This window comes from Arthrobacter sp. TMN-49 (assembly GCF_054511095.1).
On the sequence record NZ_JBTNDH010000018.1, the window covers coordinates 1 to 18,222 of the forward strand.

The 18,222-nt window shown below is 62.6% G+C and carries 15 protein-coding genes; 7 read left to right on the top strand and 8 right to left on the bottom strand.

Annotation, left to right across the window (positions count from 1 at the left end; translation table 11 throughout):
• Window positions 1–201 precede the first annotated feature (201 nt).
• Window positions 202–1,413, top strand: a complete 1,212-nt coding sequence (locus ACX80E_RS09930) for an IS4 family transposase (protein ID WP_459301754.1) — start codon at window positions 202–204, stop codon at window positions 1,411–1,413.
• A 146-nt stretch (window positions 1,414–1,559) separates the two neighbouring features.
• Here the strand turns inward: ACX80E_RS09930 and ACX80E_RS09935 are convergent, their stop codons facing one another.
• On the bottom strand, window positions 1,560–2,693 hold the full coding sequence (locus tag ACX80E_RS09935) for a serine hydrolase domain-containing protein (protein WP_459301755.1): 1,134 nt from the start codon (window positions 2,691–2,693) through the stop codon (window positions 1,560–1,562).
• A gap of 550 nt (window positions 2,694–3,243) precedes the next feature.
• Between ACX80E_RS09935 and ACX80E_RS09940 the strand changes: the two genes are divergently transcribed.
• From ACX80E_RS09940 to ACX80E_RS09950, 3 genes are all read left to right on the top strand, one after another.
• Window positions 3,244–6,384 (top strand): alpha-mannosidase, encoded by a 3,141-nt coding sequence (locus ACX80E_RS09940; RefSeq protein WP_459301756.1) that lies wholly within the window; start codon window positions 3,244–3,246, stop codon window positions 6,382–6,384.
• Entirely contained in the window at window positions 6,381–7,655 is a 1,275-nt protein-coding gene (locus ACX80E_RS09945; protein ID WP_459301757.1) for a glycoside hydrolase 5 family protein, read from the top strand. The genes ACX80E_RS09940 and ACX80E_RS09945 overlap by 4 nt, the downstream gene beginning before the upstream one ends.
• 201 nt (window positions 7,656–7,856) lie before the next feature.
• Window positions 7,857–9,809 carry an acyl-CoA dehydrogenase family protein gene (locus ACX80E_RS09950; protein ID WP_459301758.1) on the top strand — a complete coding sequence of 651 codons (1,953 nt, stop codon included), beginning with the start codon at window positions 7,857–7,859 and terminating at the stop codon, window positions 9,807–9,809.
• 408 nt (window positions 9,810–10,217) lie between these two features.
• Here ACX80E_RS09950 and ACX80E_RS09955 read toward each other — a convergent pair whose 3' ends face one another.
• A complete protein-coding gene (locus tag ACX80E_RS09955) occupies window positions 10,218–10,643 on the bottom strand; it encodes a universal stress protein (RefSeq protein WP_459301759.1) in 426 nt (141 codons plus the stop codon).
• Between the two features lie 534 nt (window positions 10,644–11,177).
• On the opposite strand from ACX80E_RS09955, the gene rraA reads away from it, so the two are divergent.
• The gene (rraA, locus tag ACX80E_RS09960; RefSeq protein WP_459301760.1) at window positions 11,178–11,654 is read left to right on the top strand and encodes a ribonuclease E activity regulator RraA; all 477 of its coding nucleotides are present in this window, start codon (window positions 11,178–11,180) and stop codon (window positions 11,652–11,654) included.
• A 50-nt stretch (window positions 11,655–11,704) separates the two neighbouring features.
• Here rraA and ACX80E_RS09965 read toward each other — a convergent pair whose 3' ends face one another.
• The 3 genes from ACX80E_RS09965 to ACX80E_RS09975 form a co-directional block, all read right to left on the bottom strand.
• On the bottom strand, window positions 11,705–12,160 hold the full coding sequence (locus ACX80E_RS09965; protein ID WP_459301761.1) for a hypothetical protein: 456 nt from the start codon (window positions 12,158–12,160) through the stop codon (window positions 11,705–11,707).
• 97 nt (window positions 12,161–12,257) lie between these two features.
• Complete coding sequence (locus ACX80E_RS09970) at window positions 12,258–12,749, bottom strand: acyl-CoA thioesterase (protein ID WP_459301762.1); 492 nt, start codon at window positions 12,747–12,749, stop codon at window positions 12,258–12,260.
• Between the two features lie 80 nt (window positions 12,750–12,829).
• Window positions 12,830–13,414, bottom strand: coding sequence for a GNAT family N-acetyltransferase (locus ACX80E_RS09975; protein WP_459301763.1), 585 nt, complete (start codon window positions 13,412–13,414; stop codon window positions 12,830–12,832).
• A gap of 157 nt (window positions 13,415–13,571) precedes the next feature.
• Here ACX80E_RS09975 and ACX80E_RS09980 point away from each other — a divergent pair, with 157 nt between their 5' ends.
• Window positions 13,572–14,030 carry a hypothetical protein gene (locus tag ACX80E_RS09980; RefSeq protein WP_459301764.1) on the top strand — a complete coding sequence of 153 codons (459 nt, stop codon included), beginning with the start codon at window positions 13,572–13,574 and terminating at the stop codon, window positions 14,028–14,030.
• A gap of 8 nt (window positions 14,031–14,038) precedes the next feature.
• Here ACX80E_RS09980 and ACX80E_RS09985 read toward each other — a convergent pair whose 3' ends face one another.
• Entirely contained in the window at window positions 14,039–14,539 is a 501-nt protein-coding gene (locus tag ACX80E_RS09985; RefSeq protein WP_459301765.1) for a DUF456 domain-containing protein, read from the bottom strand.
• 130 nt (window positions 14,540–14,669) lie between these two features.
• On the opposite strand from ACX80E_RS09985, the gene ACX80E_RS09990 reads away from it, so the two are divergent.
• The gene (locus ACX80E_RS09990; RefSeq protein ID WP_459301766.1) at window positions 14,670–16,079 is read left to right on the top strand and encodes a DUF2079 domain-containing protein; all 1,410 of its coding nucleotides are present in this window, start codon (window positions 14,670–14,672) and stop codon (window positions 16,077–16,079) included.
• A 63-nt stretch (window positions 16,080–16,142) separates the two neighbouring features.
• On the opposite strand, the gene ACX80E_RS09995 is transcribed toward ACX80E_RS09990, so the two are convergent.
• Window positions 16,143–16,829 carry a biliverdin-producing heme oxygenase gene (locus ACX80E_RS09995; protein WP_459301767.1) on the bottom strand — a complete coding sequence of 229 codons (687 nt, stop codon included), beginning with the start codon at window positions 16,827–16,829 and terminating at the stop codon, window positions 16,143–16,145.
• 109 nt (window positions 16,830–16,938) lie between these two features.
• A complete protein-coding gene (locus ACX80E_RS10000; protein WP_459301768.1) occupies window positions 16,939–18,216 on the bottom strand; it encodes an MFS transporter in 1,278 nt (425 codons plus the stop codon).
• Window positions 18,217–18,222: the final 6 nt, after the last annotated feature.

Consider the following 18,222-nt stretch of genomic DNA (forward strand, 5'->3'; position numbering starts at 1 on the left):
CTTCCGGCGATGACATTTTCTCTAAAAAAGCTTCATTAATTGATGAAGACTCCATCGGTATCGCAACTCCAAAAGGTATGGAGTGTTGCAACGATCCCTGTAACTCGCCCATTCCGACGGCGAATCCAACAACTGCGACACAGATTTCTGGCAGTTAGCCCCAATACCGTTTACTTAGCGCAGTTGTGTTAATATTTTTGCATGGCGCGTAGTGGATGGGCAACCCCGGAGGGTCCTGAACGGTTGAGTGATCATGTCTCATTGGGTGTTTTGACGAGAGTTTTTACTCCTGGTGTTGTGGATGCTGTGATCGAGCGGGCCGGGGCTGGTGAACAGCGCAGCCGCTTGTTGCCGTCGCGGTTGATGGTCTATTACGTGATGGCCCTAGCGCTATTTTCCTCTGGTTCCTATGAGGAAGTCATGCGGTCCTTGCTGGCTGGGCTGAAGTGGGTGACGGGCCGGTTCCGGCCGTGGCAGGTGCCGACGAAGGCGGCGATCTTCAAGGCTCGCACCCGGTTGGGCTCCAAGGTGATGATTGAGTTGTTTGCCGAAGTTGCCAATCCCCTGGCTGTCCGCGGCGGCCCGGGATTCCTGTCCTCGTGGCGGTTGGTCAGCGTTGACGGGACTTGCCTGGATATCGCCGATTCGCCCGTCAATGAACGGTTCTATGGGCGTCCGGGCACGAAAACGGAGATCAAGAGCGCCTTCCCGCAGGCCCGTGTGCTGGGCTTGGTGGAGTGTGGAACGCATGCCGTGATTGGCGCCGTGGTCTCCGGCTACTCCACGGCCGAGCAGGACATGTATCCGGGCCTGCACGCGGAACTTGATTCGACCATGCTACTCATGGCTGATCGTGGCTTCTTCAGCTACCGAGCCTGGGTGGACAGTGCCGCAACGGGGGCTGCGCTGTTATGGCGGATGAAGAAGAACAGCGTCCTTCCCGTGGAAGCGGAACTGCCGGATGGCTCCTACCTTTCAACCCTTTATGCCGATGCCAAGGCCCGGCGCAATACTACGGATCCGATCCGGGTTCGGGTCATCGAATACACCGTTGCCACGGGGGAGCATCTGAGCGAGTTTCGGCTCATCACCACCGTTTTGGATCCCACCGCGGCCAGCGCCCAGGACCTCGCCGAAGCCTACGCCCAGCGCTGGGAAATTGAGTCTTGCTTCGATGAACTCAAAACCCACCAACGAGGCCCTGGCATGGTGCTGCGGTCAAAAACCCCTGACGGCGTCCTCCAGGAAATCTACGGCTACCTATGCGTGCATTACGCCATCCGGTCCCTCATTGGCGCCATCGCCCAGGACTTCGACGAGGACCCCCTAGGGTTTTCCTTCACACGCACCCTCCGGGCTGCCCGGCGATCACTCGCCGAGCGCCCGGCTTTTTCCCCCTCAAAAGCTAACTGAAGCCTTCGCGAACTTCTGCCAAGAAGTCCTCCACGAACTACTACCACCACGCCGGCCCCGCATCAATCCACGCGACGTCAAACGCAAAATGTCCGGATGGCCACTCAAACGCATACCCAAAACGGGCTAAGTAAACGGCATTGCAGTTAGCCCAGAATTGCTTTCCGCACAGCCGCACTGAGTTGCATGGCTCGGCCGCCCGTGCCGCCTTCCTCGTTCCACGCCGGAACGTAGCCAAAGCCAACCCCGTACAGGGGGTCCGCCAATCCTAAAGCCGCGTTGGCGCCGTCGTGCCCAAAGGCTTGAGCGCTGCCGAAGTCCATGCGCGGGTGCGACTTCATAAAGGTGATGGCGAAAGCGCCCGTGTCGCAAAAAACCCTGTCCACACCCCACACCTGCTCCTCGCTCATGAGGGCAATGGTCTCCGGCGTGAGATACGCGTCCCGTCCCTCGATCCCGGTGATGGCGCCGGCGTAGACACGGGCCAGGCCGTCGGCAGAGCCCACTCCGGCACCGCTAGAACTACCCGCGGCGCGGATGCTACGAATATTGGGCAATTCCAGCAAGTTTCCGGCCTGCACATTGCCAGAAACCCCAGCAATGGAGCCCGGATCCGTAAAACTGGCAGGCGACTCCTTAGTATAGAGCACCGGCCGGAACCGCGGCTCCTCGGATTCAGGCAGGCCCAGGAACATATCCGCGGCAAAGGGCGCCCTGATACGTTCTTCGTACAGATCTTGCAGCCGCTCACCGGTGACACGGCGGCACAGTTCTTCGAGGAATACACCCATGGTGAGGGCGTGGTAGCCAAAGGTGCCGCTTCCGGGGCGCCACATGGACGCCAATGCAGCCAGCCGGGCCGCCACCGCCGGCAAATCGTTGTACTCCTCCATGGCAAAGCCGCCCTGCACACCCACCAGACCGGCTTGGTGTGAGAGCAGCTGGCGCACAGTCACCTGGTGCTTGCCGTTTTGGCTAAACTCAGGCCAGTACGTGGCCACCGCGGCGTCCAGATCGATCAAGCCGTCCTGAACCAGCAGGCTGAACGCGAGCGCCGCAACACCCTTTGAGCAGGAAAACACGCCGGTCAGCGAATCAGCTGCGGAGTCCGGCCCGCCCACCAGGTCAACCACCTTGGCACCGTTGAGGTAGACGGCCAGTTGCGCACTGTAGCCGGGATCGGAGCTGAGCATGGAATCAAAAAGCTCCCGAACGGGGGCAAATGGTTCGGTGGTCAAGCCACGGGACGTAGTGGATACTGGCTGCTCTGTTGACGTCATGCACCCACTCTAAGGAACGCGCGGGCCGCTGCGCATTCCGCCCCGCTGCCGACACGGCATTTCAGCGGCCCAGTTCACAATAGTCCAGCAGCAATGCGGCAAACATGGAGTTGGCCCAGGAGAACCAGGGCAATAAGCCAGATGTAGCCCGGCGGCGTATGCGGGCTCCCTATCCCGGCTGCGTGGGTGCGCTTAAAGCAAAAACGGGTTCTCTGGGCTGAGAATGAAGGCACGGGCGGCAAGGTAGTACGGGTCGCCCGGGTCGATCCCACCCGTCGGCGGCAGCGTCGGCGGCGAGCTCGGCGTCATCGCTGGGCCGGAAGTCCGCCCAGGTCATGCCCTTGACGCCACGCCCCGGCCCCCTGCCACCACGTTGCAGGGTTTCACGGAGCAGCTCAGTGTGTTGCGCACGCCCTCATGGAAGATGCTGGCCAGTTCGGTTTCTCCTCAGCTGATGGAACACAACAGCATATTCGCACCCGGAGAGACTGCCCGCACTAGACTGACATTTCAGCGGCTCCGCTGCCCGCCCCTGGAAGGTTTGACGCACATGCATGACAAACACGGCCTGATCCAAAACCGGCTCAAGCGAGTCCTCACGGAACGGATCATCCCCGCGATCCACACCCCCGTTGCCCCGTTGGAGCTGAGTGCCTGGCATGTGGAAGGTGGCCAGGGCGAACCGGTTGCTCCTTCAGTTGCGCTGCCCCCCGCAGGACCTGCCGACGGTGTGGACTATCAGCCGTTCGCCGTGGGCCAGCAGTGGGGCCCGGCGTGGGGCACCAGCTGGATCCACGTCACCGGCACGGTGCCGCCGCAGGCCCGCGGCCACAAGGTGGAACTCGTGGTGGATCTGGGTTTCAGCCAGGCGTGGCCGGGTTTTCAGGCGGAGGGGCTGGTGTACCGCCCGGACGGCACAACAGTCAAGGCACTGAACCCGCTCAACACCTGGATTCCTGTCTCACAGCAGGCCCAGGGCGGGGAGACCATCGACATGTTTGTTGAGGCGGCGGCGAATCCTTTTGTGTTCACCGACAACCCCTTCATCCCCACCGCGCTGGGCGAGAAGTCCACTGCCGGCGACGCCCCGCGCTACACCATGAGCCGGGCCGACATCAACATTTTCAACACCGAGGTGTGGGAGCTGGTGGCCGATCTTGAGGTCCTGGACCAGCTCCAGGCCGAGCTGGATCTGGGCAACCCGCGCCGCTGGGACATTTTGTATGCGATCGAACGTGCGCTCGACGCCGTCGCACTGTCAGACATACCCGGCACGGCCGCCGCGGCCCGCGGACAGCTTGCCGAGGTGCTGGCCCAGCCAGCCAACGCCAGCGCCCACCAGCTCACAGCCATCGGGCACGCACACATTGACTCGGCGTGGCTGTGGCCCGTGCGGGAAACGGTGCGCAAGGTGGCCCGCACGGCCTCCAATATGGTGAACCTGCTGGAGGAGAACCCCGAGTTCCAATTCGCCATGTCCTCCGCGCAACAATACGAGTGGCTCAAGGAGCATCGGCCAGAGGTGTTCGCCAAGGTGAGGGACGCCGTGGCGCAGGGCCGTTTTATCCCTGTGGGCGGCATGTGGGTGGAGTCGGACACCAACATGGTGGGCGGTGAGGCCATGGCCCGCCAATTCACGTTCGGGCAGAGGTTCTTCCGGGAGAACTTTGGCATCGAGTGCCAGGAGGTGTGGCTGCCGGACTCCTTTGGCTACTCCGCCGCACTACCGCAAATTGTGAAGCAGGCGGGCGCCAAGTGGTTCCTGACGCAGAAAATCTCCTGGAACACCGTCAACAAGTTCCCGCACCACACTTTTAATTGGGAGGGCATTGACGGGACCCGGGTATTCACCCACTTCCCGCCCGTGGACACGTACAACGCCCAGCTATCCGGCGCGGAACTGGCGCACGCGGTCAACAATTTCCGCGACAAGGGGGCGGCAAAGACTTCGCTGGTGCCCTTTGGCTGGGGCGACGGCGGAGGCGGGCCCACGCGCGAAATGCTGGCCCGCGCCAAGCGCACCAAGAACCTTGAGGGCTCCGCACAGGTCACGATTGCTACACCCGCGGAATTCTTCACGGCGGCGCAGGCCGAATACCCCCACGCGCCGGTGTGGAAGGGCGAGCTGTACCTGGAATTGCACCGCGGCACCTACACGTCACAGGCGCTGACTAAACAGGGGAACCGCCGCAGCGAACATCTGCTTCGTGAGGCCGAGCTGTGGTGCGCCACGGCCGCCGTGCGCGGCCTGCTCGACTATCCCTACGCCGAATTGGACAGGCTCTGGAAGCTGGTGTTGCTGAACCAGTTCCACGACATCCTCCCCGGCTCCTCGATCGCGTGGGTGCACCGCGAGGCCGCCGCACAGTACGCGACGATCGCTGCCGAGCTCGAGGACATCATCGGCCCGGCGCTGCTCGCGCTGGCGCCGTGGGTCGATCCCCAAGCGCTCCCCGACCTCGCAAGCTCGGTTGGGGGCCCCTCGCGCTCGGGGCCCCAGGTCCAGCGTTTCGACAATGCCACGCTTTTCAACGCCTCCCCCTATCCGCGCCGCGGCATCGCCCCGCTCAGCGCAGGCGTCGCGGCGCCACCCACAACGAAGGTGACGGTGGAACGCGACGGAAGTGACGTCGTCGTACATAACGGGCTCATCAGCGTCCGCTTCGGGGCGGACGGCGTCATCAGCTCCATCCTGGACGTTGCGGCGGACCGCGAGCTGGTGCCGGCCGGGCAGGGCGCCAACCTGCTGCAGCTGCACGCCGACTTCCCCAATATGTGGGACGCCTGGGACATTGACGAGTTCTACAAGAACACTGTGACGGACCTTCGCGAACTGGATTCGATGGAGGTCACGATGCTGGGCGACCAGCCCGAGATCACCATCAAGCGCAGTTTCCGGAAGTCGCACATCGCCCAGCGGGTGCGCATTTCCCCGGATTCGAAGGTCATCACGGTCTTCACCGACGTCGACTGGCACGAGCAGGAGACGCTGCTGAAGGCCGCGTTCCCGCTTGATGTGCACGCCGACCATGCCCGTTTTGAGACGCAGTACGGGCACATCCAGCGCGCCACGCACGAAAACACGTCCTGGGACAACGCCCGCTTTGAGGTGTGCGCACACCGCTGGGTGCATGTGGGCGAGCCAGGTTTTGGCGCGGCCGTCATCAACGATTCCACCTACGGGCACGACGTTTCCCGCCATCCCGGCGCCAACGGCTCAAGCTTCACCACCGTTCGCCTCTCCCTGCTGCGCGGGCCGCGTTTTCCCGATCCGGAGACGGATCAGGGCCCTCATTCCTTCAGCTACGGGCTCGTGGTGGGCGCAGACGTCGACGATGCCGTGGCGGCCGGTTATGAGCTGAACTTGCCGTGGCGCGGCGTGCCAGCCGATGGTGCCGCCGTCGAACCCCTGGTCAGCACCGATACGCAGGCCGCGCTGATTGAGGCCGTGAAGCTGGCCGACGATGGCAGCGGCGACGTCATTGTGCGGCTGTACGAGCCCCTCGGTGCCCGCGCCTCGGTGACGCTGAATACGTCCTTCCCGGTGGCCGCCGTTGCGGAGAACAACTTGCTGGAACAGCCCTACGACGCCGGCTCCCTCACCGTTTCAGCGTCCGGCGCCGGCACGATCCGGCTTGCCCTGCGTCCCTTCCAAATTCTGACTTTGCGTGTGCAGAGGGGCAGTAAATGACACCCGCCAATGCCGCAACCCCTTCACGGTCCGCCCGGGCCAATCCCCTGCGCTGGGGTGTGAACTACACCCCCAGTGAAGGCTGGTTCCACTCGTGGCAGGACTTTGACCTGGACGCCGTGCGGGCTGACTTTGAGTCGATTGCCGCCCTTGGTCTGGACCACGTGCGCATTTTCCCGCTGTGGCCGCTGCTGCAACCGAACCGCTCATTGATCCGCCCGGCCGGCATCGCCGATGTGGGCAAGGTGGTGGACGCCGCCGGCGAATTCGGGCTAGACGTATCGGTGGACGGCCTGCAAGGTCACCTCTCCAGCTACGATTTCCTGCCTGCCTGGGTGACCAGCTGGCACCGCCGCAACATCTACACCGACGCGTTGGTGGTCGAAGCGGAGACTGCGCTCATCACGGCGCTGGCCGCCGAGGTCACCTCCCGCCCCAATGTGCTGGGCATGACTGTGGGCAATGAGACCAACCAGTTCGCTGTGGCACGGCACCCGGACCAGCAGCTCACCTCGCCGGATGAAATGCGCGAATGGTTCAACACCCTGCTGGCTGCGGCCCGCAAGGCCTGGCCCACGGGCATGCACCAGCACAGCTTTGATGACAACGCCTGGTTTGTGGACAGCTGCCCGGTCACGCCACACCACGCAGCCACCCTGGGCGACGTCACCACTGTGCACTCCTGGGTGTTTGTGGCCGTGGCGCACCTCTTCCCGCAAGGCCACCCGGCCCGCACCCTCTTTGCCGACTACCTGATCCAGCTGGCCGACGCCTATGCCGATGACCCCGCCCGGCCCATCTGGTTGCAGGAAATTGGTGCCCCGTACCCCGCCGTTCCGTTCGACGGCGCGGGCGACTTCCTCGAGCAGAGCCTGCGCCCCGTACTAGACACGCCCAATCTGTGGGGTGTCACCTGGTGGTGCTCGCACGATGTCAGCCGCAAGCTGGCCGACTTCCCGGAGCTGGAATACACCCTGGGCTTGCTGGATTCGCAGCGCCGCCCCAAGCCTGCCGGGCTGCGCCTGGCCGAGCTGATCGCCGCAGAAAAAACCAATCCCACAGCCATCTCGCCGCGCACCTCGGCGCTCTCCTTCGACCCGGGCAATGAAGCCACGGGCGTTGGCCGCTCAGTGGCCGACCCCGCCGAAGAGCTTTTCGCAGCCTGGTTAGACGTGGCCGCCACGGGGGCGAAACCCGCCCTGGTGCGTTCCGCCAAGACCTCCGACGCCGGATACCTCGCCGCCCGCGGGATCACCGAGGTACGCCGCTAACCTCCAACAATTCAACAGCCCCGGCATACACGTGTGTGCCGGGGCTCCTTGCGCCCTGGCACCCCGCGGCCCTGGGCTCGGACCCTCCCACTGGGAGCCCTAGCCCCCGCGCCTACCGGGGAGTAGGCTCTCATGAAACGAAGCGATGTCCCGGATCCACCGGCCTGCGGTTATCGCGCCGCTGGCGGAAGAGAGGAAGCCATGAGCGCAGACATTGATGCCGCCGGAGCGCAGGTCACTGCCGAGGATGCAAGAAAGGCCGCAGAGGCTGCACGAGAAACCGCGTGGGAGCGCCCCAGTTTTGCCAAGGGCCTGTACCTTGGCGACTTTAATGTTGGCCTCATCCACCCCCACCCAGTCTCCTCGGCCGCCGATACCGTACGTGGAGAAGCATTCCTGGAGCAGGTGGAAGCCTATGCCAGGACCATGGATGGCACCCGGATCGAACGGGATGCAAAGATCCCCAACGAGTATCTGGCCGGCCTAGCGGAGCTGGGCGTGTTCGGCATGAAAATCCCGGTTGAATACGGTGGTCTGGGCCTGAATCTGACGTACTACGGCAGGGCGCTGGCCATCCTTGGCAGTGTCCACCCCGCCTTCGGTGCGCTCGTTTCGGCACACCAATCCATTGGCGTGCCGGAGCCCGTCAAAGTATTTGGCACGGCTGAACAAAAACAAAGGTACCTTCCCCGCTGTGCGGCCGGGGCCGTCACAGCCTTTCTGTTGACGGAACCGGACGTGGGCTCCGACCCGGCCCGCATGGGCTGCCTCGCTGTTCCGTCACAAGACGGCTCGGAGTACATTGTGGACGGCGTGAAGCTGTGGACCACCAACGGCGTCATTGCCGAGCTTGTGGTGGTCATGGCCCTTGTCCCCTCCCGGGGGCCGGATGCGGCAGGGCGGCCGACCGGGGGGATCACGGCCTTTGTGGTTGAGGCCGACTCCCCCGGCATCACGGTGGAAAACCGCAACGAGTTCATGGGTTTGCGCGGCATCGAAAATGGCGTGACGCGCTTCCACCAGGTGCGCGTCCCGGCCGAGAATCGCTTGGGCCGCGAAGGCCAGGGCCTGAAGATCGCCCTGACAACCTTGAATACGGGGCGCCTGTCCATCCCGGCAATGGCAGCCGGTGCGGCTAAATGGTCGCTGAAGATCGCCAGGGAATGGTCCGGTGCCCGCACACAGTGGGGGCTCCCCGTGGGCCGGCATGAGGCTGTCGGCAAGAAACTGGCTTTCATGGCTGCCACCGCTTTCGCCCTGGAAGCCGTTTTTGAGCTGTCGGCTGCCTTGGCCGACACCGGCATGAAGGATGTGCGCATTGAGGCGGCGCTGGCCAAACTGTGGTCCTCCGAGTTCTCCTACAAGTGCGCCGACGAGCTGGTCCAGATTCGTGGCGGCCGCGGCTATGAGACTGCGGCATCCCTGGCGGCCCGCGGCGAACGTGCGGTTCCTGCCGAACAGCTCTTACGCGATCTGCGCATCAACAGGATTTTTGAAGGCTCCACGGAGATCATGCACCTGCTCATCGCCCGTGAGGCAGTTGACGCGCACCTGGCCGCAGCGGGCGATCTGGCGTCAACCACCGCAAGCCTGGCGGAAAAGGGCAAGGCGGCCATCGGAGCCAGCGGCTTCTATGCCAAATGGTTACCGCAGTTGGTGGTGGGAAAGGGTATGGATCCGCGGTCCTATAGCGATTTTGGCCCGCTCGCCAAGCATCTGCGTTTTGTGGAACGTGAGTCACGGAAACTGGCCCGGCAAACGTTTTACGCCATGGGCCGCTGGCAGGGAAAGCTTGAGTACAAGCAAGCGTTTCTGGCGCGGATAGTGGATATTGGTGCGGAACTTTTCGCCATCGCCGCCTGCTGCTCCCGTGCCGAGATGCTCCGGCTCAAGGACACCACCCAAGGCCGCTCGGCGGCGCACCTGGCAGACGCCTTCGCGTGGCAGTCCAGGCTTCGCGTCGAGGCGCTGTTCAGCGATCTCTGGCACAACACCGACGATTCGGATACGTCGTTGAGTGAGGAACTGCTGGCGGGGACGTTCACCTGGCTGGAGGAGGGAGTCCTTGACCCCTCGGAAGGCACCGGCCCCTGGATCGCCGATGCCGCCCCCGGGCCGTCCACCCACGAAAACCAGCACCGCAAATACCGCTGACAACTGCTGCCGGCGCCCTCGGCGCGGATACGGAATCCGCTGTGCCCTAGACTTGCCGGAAAGCTGGGCTATTAAAAGGGGGAACAAATCATGATGTCTGTTTCAAGCGAAATCCGGCGCCTCGCGTGGAGAACAAAATTCCTAACACTTACTGTGCTTGTCTACGGCTTTTGCCTTACGCTTCTGGCACTGCTATTTGGGCCGTTGCTCGGCAACGATGAATTTTCCACCTTCGCGAACTGGGCGAGCCCGATCCTCATGTTCGCCTACTTGGGCATCTTGTTCGTCCTGGCACGCAGAAATGTTAACCAGAACCGTCTGCGAATCCTGAATTCCCCAGCACCCGGAGCCTAGAAAGCGCAAAACCCCCGCAGCGTTGAACGCTGCAGGGGTTTTGCAAGGGTGTGTCTAGCCGTCGGTCTTGACGATGTAGACGTCGCACGGGGCGTTGTGGGACACGGCGTTGGCTACTGAGCCAAGGACGCGGGCCAGGCCCTGCATGCGGACGTTGCCCACAACAATCAATTCGGCATTGAGCTTGGTGGCCTCTTCGAGCAGCACGTCTGCCGGCTTGCCCAGGGCCGAGGAGTACTCAGTCTTGACACCGGAAATCTTCAGTTCCTCGGCGACACGCTGTGCAACACGCTCGGCCTCGTCGGCTGTGGACAGGAACCATTCGTCATTGCCGATGGCAACCTTTTCGGTCTTGTCCTCGCCGAAGGCTGTCACGACACGCAAGGTGTGACCCAAAGCCTTGGCCAGGTTAGCGGCAACGCGGGCAGCCTTCATGGACGTTGAGTTGCCGTCTACGCCGACAATGATGATTCCAGCCATTATTCATCCTTAAAGTATTACTCTCCACAACACCAGTGCTTTGCGCACCGGCGGAATTCTTGTCCCCCACTTTAGCCACAAAAGCTCGCTAGTAGGCCTGAACGTGGGCGAACTTACCCGCCTATTACTTGGATTTTTGGCAAATGACGCCAAAGCGCTCTCTTTCCGCCCACCGTGCCCATCCACAGCATCGGCAAGAATCTCCAACACGTGGCGGTAGTTTTCGCCGGTGGCCCGCGTCATCCCCACCCCTGGTCCGGGTTTGTTCAGTGGCACCCATGGCGCCCGTGACGTCCCGCAGCAACTGCCCCGTCAAGGCCCGCGTGCCCCCACAATGTGACTGGCCTGCACCGACATCTTTGCCCCACCATCATCAATAGCTAGTTCGTGCAGGTGCGTCGGGCGATGGCGTGAGGCACGTTCAGGACCAGTCTTATGGGCACCCCGGCGCAACGCAACATCGGCGGGTCCTCGCTTTGCAAGGGTCCCGCGCTTTATGCTGAGCGAATCACTAACAACGGCGTTGGGAGCCCCATGACTATCTCCACAGCAGATCTCTATGACGAACGAGGACCGGAGCTGGCCTCCGTGTCAGTACAATTTCGGGATTTTGGTGCCGTAACCGCCTTTAGCGGACCGGCACGCACCATCCGATGCTCGGCGGACAACGCGCTCATCAAGACAATGTTGGCGACCCCCGGCCGGGGCGCCGTCCTGGTGGTCGACGGCGGCGGCTCCCTAGAGAACGCCCTCTTGGGGGACATCATCGCCCAGTCGGCGGTGGATCATGGCTGGTCCGGGGTGATTATTTACGGCGCTATCCGCGACAGTGAAGTGATTCGGACGCTTCCGCTGGGGGTGAAGGCCCTCGGCACCAACCCGGCCAAGAGCGCCAAGCACGGCATTGGCCGTCAAGATGTCCCCGTGCATTTGGGCCGCGTGACCATCACCCCCGGAGACATGGTCTATGCCGACCCCGACGGAATACTTGTCACGAAAGCCTCCACCTAGGTGACGCTGGCGCAGCCGCCAAGTACTGGCGCCTGCGTTGGTGCCGGGGTCTAGTCGGCATCGACGCCCCATGCCACCTCAAGGACCACATCACCTTCATCACGCAGTTCCGTTCCGTCCTGGGCGACGGCCATGACGGCCATGGCACTGACCACCGGACCCCCGCCGGCAACGTCCAGTTGGGTGACTGTGTACTGGGATTGCCACTTCGCGTAGCCGGCCGGGGCAAGGGCGCCCACCTTCAACTCTTCGATGGCAGGCGAACTACTGTAGCGCAAGTGTGCCATATTGGCGTTGCTCAGCGACATCAGCACCAGGCGCACGTGTTCTAGCGGTTCGGACCCTTCGTTGATGACATAGCTGGTGAAGGTGACAAGCTGGCCCAAACCTGCCACCGCCGAGCACGTCGTGTGCAGCAGGGTCAGCCCCCTGCGCGGCATGACCTCAGGCGGCTGCGCCTGACCGACGTACGGTTCGGGTTGCTTCAACATGCCTTCTCGATCCACGCCAACTCTCCTTACAAGGAATCCCTAGCTCCACTTTTAAAGGGAGCACCAAGTCAAGAGACTGTGACGCGGTTTCTCGAGAAACATTTCACAAGTACTAACTGCGAAAGTGTCCGGGCCCCAGAAGTGGCCGCAGCTGGGCCCGCTTCGCCGCAGAAATCCTTACCAGCGTACCGTTCGTCGCATCAAGGAAGACCAGCACCGTTTCGGCAACAACACATTGGGCGGCCGTGACGGGATCAAAAATGGCGTAGGCAACCGTGAAACTTGCGCCCTTGATGGCACTGATCCACACCTCCACCCTGGCGGGAATATTGCGGTAATTGAGCGGCGTCAAATACTTCACCCGGTGTTCGGCCACCAGCGCCTGAGTGTTTTCGGGCAGGTCAGCAAACACGGGCCGGGCCACGGCAACACCGTGAAGGCCCGTGCCTGCCGGCGGGCCGAAGGCATGCACCCGCGCCTCCTCCAGGATCCGCAAGACCTCAACATTGTTGATGTGCCCATAGGCGTCCATGTCTCCCCAGCGCATGGGCACCTGCAGCGTCAGCCGGCTGACGCCGTCGACCTCGTGATCGTTAGCCGCCATCTAGTCCCCTTCCCTTGACGTAGCTGCCGGCACGTGTGCCTGCCCGGACGCCTTGGTGTCGTGTGAAGGCTTGCGCGTCGTCACTGGTGCACGGGCCATTCCCGGTTCAAGATGGCGTAGTGACGCAGCGTGATCCACTCGCCCTTGCACCAATCGGCTTCCACGAATTGTGCTTCCAAACGCATGCCCAGCCGAGTCATCAGAGCGGCCGATTTTTCATTGCGGTCATCACAGATGCCCTCCACCCGGTGCCAGCCAAAGTGGTTGAAGGCAATCTCCAACGCGGCGGTGCACGCGGCAAACGCAATGCCACGGCCCTGCACGGCGGGGCTAAAAACAAATCCAATCTCGCCCCGGAGCGGATTGGCAGCGTCCCACTTCAACAAAACTTCCCCAACAACCTCATGAGAGGGCCCGTATTCAACGGCTAGGTCCAGCCACTGCCCCGGGATACGCAACGCCCTTTGGGCCACCATGGCGGACAGCGTCAGTTCGGTGTCGGCCACTGTATGCGGTGGGTGAGGCAGGTAGCGGGCCACCGGCGCAAGAGATCTATAGTCGTTGATTGCCGGCACATCCGCCATGGTGACAGGACGCAGGCGTGCGCCCTGTGCTGGGAATGGGTAGGGCGGTTGCACCGGGACGGTGTCAGCAACTAAGGACATGTTCAGATCCTAGTGGGCAATCCATATTCCGTACCCAGGCCCACCCACGCCCCGCGCACGCCACCCAACAATCGGAGAATCTGGGCCTTGGGCCCCGCCCGGGATTATCCGGGCATTTTCGCGGGAAACAGTCAGAGTCCTTCGGTAGCATGAGCCCATGCCTGTTGCTTCAACTACTCGACGCCGTGTGGAACTTGTCCTGGTTCCACTGGTGGCTGCCTTCTGCATGTCCTTGATCATTGGCGCCATTGTGCTTGATCGGGATGTCCGCCCTTGCTCGGCACCCAATTGGGAAAACCACCTCACCCTTACCTTGAGCGAGTCCGCCAAGGCCGCAAGCGTCACGGCTTGCTCCGGCAGCGACTGCGTCCCCATGGCCCCCACTTTTGCCCAGGGCGCCACGGGAAGTACCCGGCTGCTGGCCCATCAAGAGGACGGTTCCTGGCGGCTCAATGTGGGATCGCAACCGCCCACAGCCATCAGTTTCAGGGTTTTCGATCGGGCCGGCAATGTGCTCGCCGCACAATCAACAGCACTGAATTGGACGCGCGTGACCGGCAATGAACGCTGCGGTGGCCGCATGGCGGAGATCAAGATGGGCTTGAACGTCCCGTAAGGCCCCTGTTACCGGTTCAGGAAGTGAATCAACACCCCTGCGGCCCATGTTCCCGCCGCCAACGAGGCGCACCCGAACTCGACCAAGATACCCACCCCGGTGGCTTTGAGGGCGGCCACAGAGGAAGAGACGGCCGGGCGCACCTCCTTCTGCCGGGCAAATTCTGAAAGAAACAAGCCCACAGCGAAGCCCACCAGCAGACCCACCACAGGGATCACGAAGAAGCCCACCACCCCCAGCACCAACCCGATCACCACAGACCTGCCCGGAATGGCGCGCCGTTTCATGGCCCGCCCCGTCAAGACGGCACTGGACACCATTCCGACGGCAACAAAGAGTATAGCGATGCTGAAAACTATCCAGCCCAGCGGCGAACCAAGTACCAGCGCCCACACCAGCACACTGACGCCAATGAGCAGGCTGCCAGGGAGGACCGGAACAATGACTCCGGCAGCTCCCACGGCAATAACTAAGCCACAAACAATTGTCCAGATGATCTGTGCGTCCATCCTGCAATAGTGTCACTCATTGATGTCCGCCACGCTCCACGCACGCCCCGCAGTCTCCTGCACCGGTTCCGGCGATGGCTTAACGGTTCACAATGCCCGGGATCGCGCACCCTCAGCCTAGACTTTCACAGTGACCACTGTGCAAAAAAACCTTCCGCCCGCACCGGCCAATCCGCGCCGGCGGACAGTCGTTCAGCGTGCCGCAACAACACCTGCGGCTCTTTCGGCACTGGTGGGGGCCCTGGCCATGGCGGTGTATTCGGCCTACTCCTGGCTGCAGTGGCAAAGCTTCACCATCCGCTCCTGGGACTTGGGTATCTTCACCCAGCTGGCCAAGGCGTACGCCGACTTCAGGCCTCCCGTGGTGAGCCTGAAGGGCGAAGGCTTCAATCTTCTGGGCGACCACTTCCACCCCTTGCTGGTGCTGCTGGGGCCCGTGTACCGCCTGTTCCCCAACGCTTACACCTTGCTTGTTGTGCAGAACGTGCTGCTGGCCATCTCGGTTGTTGTCATGTGCCACTTTGCGATCAAGCGGTTCGGCGCCATGACGGGTGTTTGCCTTGGTGTTGCCTACGCCCTCAGCTGGGGCTTGCAGTCGGCCGTTGACGCACAGTTCCATGAAATTGCCTTCGCCGTTCCGCTGTTGGCCCTGTCGCTCGTGGCGCTCCTGGAGGAGCGGTGGCGTTCAGCCTGGGTTTGGGCTTCACTCCTGGTCTTTGTCAAGGAAGACTTGGGCCTGACTGTCTTTGTCATTGGCCTGGTCATGGCATGGCGGGCCCGCACGGCGGCCGGTTTGTGGCTTTCCGTCTGGGGTGTGGGCTGGTTTATTCTGGCCACCAAAGTCATCTTGCCGGCCATGAACCCCGGAGCTGAGTGGGCTTACCAAAGCCAACTCAACATTGCCGGGCTGCTCAGCGACCCGGCGTCACTGTTCCACCCGGACAAGGTCGCCACCGTCCTGTTGCTGATTGTCATCACCGCGGGCCTGTGCCTGTTCTCGCCGTTGACGCTCATCGTATTGCCCACCCTGGCCTGGCGTTTCCTCTCGGAGCTGCCCGTTTATTGGGGCCAGGAGTGGCAGTACAGTGCTGTCCTGATGCCGGTGGTTTTCTGCGCCGCCATCGACGCCCTGTCCCGCCGCACGGTGCTCAACTCGGCCCGGCTGCGGCTGCTCATGGGAGCCACCCTTGCGCTGATTGCCGTGGTGCTGACCAGCCAATACGCCTTGGGAAAACTGGCCGATCCGGCCAAACACTTCCCGCTCACAGCCGTCGCGTCCTCGCACAGTGCGCTGGCGGCCGTGCCCGACGGTGTCACAGTTGAAACAGATATTTCCCTGATGAGCTACCTGGCTGACCGCACGGAAGTGTATTGGATCGGGAACAAGAATCCCGCCCCGGACTATGTTTTGATGGACGTCTCCGGCCGCCCCGGCCTGTCCCCCACGGCTACCGCCGCTGAGGCTGAAGCCCGCTTCCCCGGCACCCGCTTTGCCACTGTGTATGCTGACGGCCGCTACCAGGTGGCGAAACAACAATAGCCACCGTTGCCTCCCACGGCCCGAGGACGACGCCGGAACGTGAGTCCCGCCGTCGTCCGCTAGCTAGGCGCGGGCAGCAGCAAGGTCAACAAAGACTGCCCGGTTCAGCTCAAAGGATTCCGCGGCGAAGGCCACGATGGCGTCCTTCTGGGCACGGCTGAAGTCAGTGCTGTCCAGGCGTTCGCGGTAGCCATCCTTGTACGGTTTGGGCTTGGCGATCTCGTTGAATGCGTAAAAGTTCAGCCCTTCATCGGCGATCCCGTAGTGGCGCTGAACCATGCGCGAGATGATCACACCGCCGGACAGATCGCCCATGTAGCGCACATAGTGGTGGGCCATCAGGAATTCAACGGACTGCCCACCCAAAGCCGTCAGGGTTGCTGCGTAGGCGGCCGTGGCGGGGACAACGGCAATCCGACCGTCCACCAGCTGGGCTTCCCAATCGTCGCCATGATGGTAGCTCATGTCGGCCTCCAGGGCGGCAACCCGCGCCAGTTTCGGGTCGATGAACGCACCCAGTTGCGGGTGGTCCGCATGGGCGGCCAGGGCTTCTTCCAGGGCACGGTAAATGATCAAGCTTTGGTCCAGCAGGCTCACCAGGGCCGGCGCATCCAGGCCGCCAGCCATCAACTCCGCCACAAAGGTCGATTCCTCGGCCGCCTGGTGGGCTGCTGCGGTGTGGTTTTTGAGTTCCTGCGACAGCGTCTCGCAGGAGCCGGGCGGGACAGCATGAACATCTGGTGCTGACAAAACGGACTCCGTAGTTAGGTAAAGGTACCCTTAGCCAATCAGCTTTACTGACATTGTGTCAAGGGATTGCCGACACGGTGTCAGTGGAAGCGGCAGTAGGGCAGCCCCGTCAGTCAACGCCCTTGATCTTCACCACGAAGACGGCACCCAACAAGCCGATCAGGGCCGCCGCCACATACAACGTCACATAGCCGCCCAGGACTGTGACCAAGGGCCAGGCGATGAGCGGGGCAATGACCTGCGGCAGTGAATTGGCAACATTGATCACGCCAAGATCCTTGCCCCGGCTCTCGGGATGGGGCAATACCTGTGTCAGAAGAGCAAAGTCGACGGCCAAATAGGCCCCGTAGCCAACTCCCAGAACGGCGGCTCCAATCAACGCGCCCGTCCAGGTGGGCGCAAAGGCCAGAATCAGGGCCGCCAAGGCAATGACCGCCGAGGACCCGATAACAAATGGCTTGCGCCGGCCCACTTTGTCGGACCAGCGTCCGCCAATCACGGCGGTGACAAGGGTCAAGACCGCGTAGACGCCGGTGAGGATCAGGACACCAAATTCGGGGTTCGCAAAACCAACTGCGTCGCGCAGGAAGAACAGCAGATACAAGGTGACCATGTGGTTGCCCACGTTGACCAGGAAGCGGGTGATCCAGGCCCAGGCAAAGTCCGGGTAACGCCGCGGGGAAATCCAGAATCCCTTGATGAAGGCCGCCCAGGTGAACGGCACCCTTTCCCCCCGTGGCAGCACAATGTCATTGGAGTAGAACAGGTACGGCACCATCCCGGCCACCAGGGCAACGGCGCACAGGACGTAGCCGAGCGCGAAGTTCCCGGCCACCACGGCACCCACCGCGGCGCCCAGCAAGATGCCAATCACCGTGCCCATGGAGGCCAGCCCGCCAATGGTTCCCCGCTGATGGACGGGGGCCTGGTCGGGAACGGCGGCAGTAATCGCAGCGAGGGCGCCGTTGCAGCCCAGTTGGACCAGGCACCACAGCAGCATCATGGCGGCAACGCTCGGGGCAACTGTCAGCCCCAACAGGCCTATGGTCCCCAGTAGGGCCCCGATGAAAACCCACGGAACACGTCGGCCAAAGCGGGAGACGGACCTGTCACTGAACGTGCCAAAGAGCGGGTTCGCCACCAGGGAGACGGCGGCTCCGGCCCCCGTAACAAGGGCAAGGATGCCTTCCTTGCCCGCCTCGTCAATGGCTATGGCCTGTTGCCCCAACAGCACTTGGATGGGACCAAAAAAGGAGGTGTTGATGCCGACGTTGACTAAAATGACGGCGAAAATCCACTTCTTGCCCACGTCGTCGGTGGGCTCGGCAAACGCCGCCTTGGCCGCCGTCGAGCCGGAAGAGGTTCCGGTCCCCTTGGATGTGGTCATGTCCCC

What these genes read in the sequence shown, in the direction of transcription:
- ACX80E_RS09945 (WP_459301757.1), top strand. Translation starts at nt 6,381, where the DNA reads ATGACACCCGCCAATGCCGCAACCCCTTCACGGTCCGCCCGGGCCAAT.
- ACX80E_RS09950 (WP_459301758.1), top strand. Translation starts at nt 7,857, where the DNA reads ATGAGCGCAGACATTGATGCCGCCGGAGCGCAGGTCACTGCCGAGGAT.
- ACX80E_RS09955 (WP_459301759.1), bottom strand. Translation starts at nt 10,643, where the DNA reads ATGGCTGGAATCATCATTGTCGGCGTAGACGGCAACTCAACGTCCATG.
- ACX80E_RS09980 (WP_459301764.1), top strand. Translation starts at nt 13,572, where the DNA reads ATGCCTGTTGCTTCAACTACTCGACGCCGTGTGGAACTTGTCCTGGTT.
- ACX80E_RS09970 (WP_459301762.1), bottom strand. Translation starts at nt 12,749, where the DNA reads ATGGCGGCTAACGATCACGAGGTCGACGGCGTCAGCCGGCTGACGCTG.
- ACX80E_RS09935 (WP_459301755.1), bottom strand. Translation starts at nt 2,693, where the DNA reads ATGACGTCAACAGAGCAGCCAGTATCCACTACGTCCCGTGGCTTGACC.
- ACX80E_RS10000 (WP_459301768.1), bottom strand. Translation starts at nt 18,216, where the DNA reads ATGACCACATCCAAGGGGACCGGAACCTCTTCCGGCTCGACGGCGGCC.
- rraA (WP_459301760.1), top strand. Translation starts at nt 11,178, where the DNA reads ATGACTATCTCCACAGCAGATCTCTATGACGAACGAGGACCGGAGCTG.
- ACX80E_RS09940 (WP_459301756.1), top strand. Translation starts at nt 3,244, where the DNA reads ATGCATGACAAACACGGCCTGATCCAAAACCGGCTCAAGCGAGTCCTC.
- ACX80E_RS09930 (WP_459301754.1), top strand. Translation starts at nt 202, where the DNA reads ATGGCGCGTAGTGGATGGGCAACCCCGGAGGGTCCTGAACGGTTGAGT.
- ACX80E_RS09975 (WP_459301763.1), bottom strand. Translation starts at nt 13,414, where the DNA reads ATGTCCTTAGTTGCTGACACCGTCCCGGTGCAACCGCCCTACCCATTC.
- ACX80E_RS09985 (WP_459301765.1), bottom strand. Translation starts at nt 14,539, where the DNA reads ATGGACGCACAGATCATCTGGACAATTGTTTGTGGCTTAGTTATTGCC.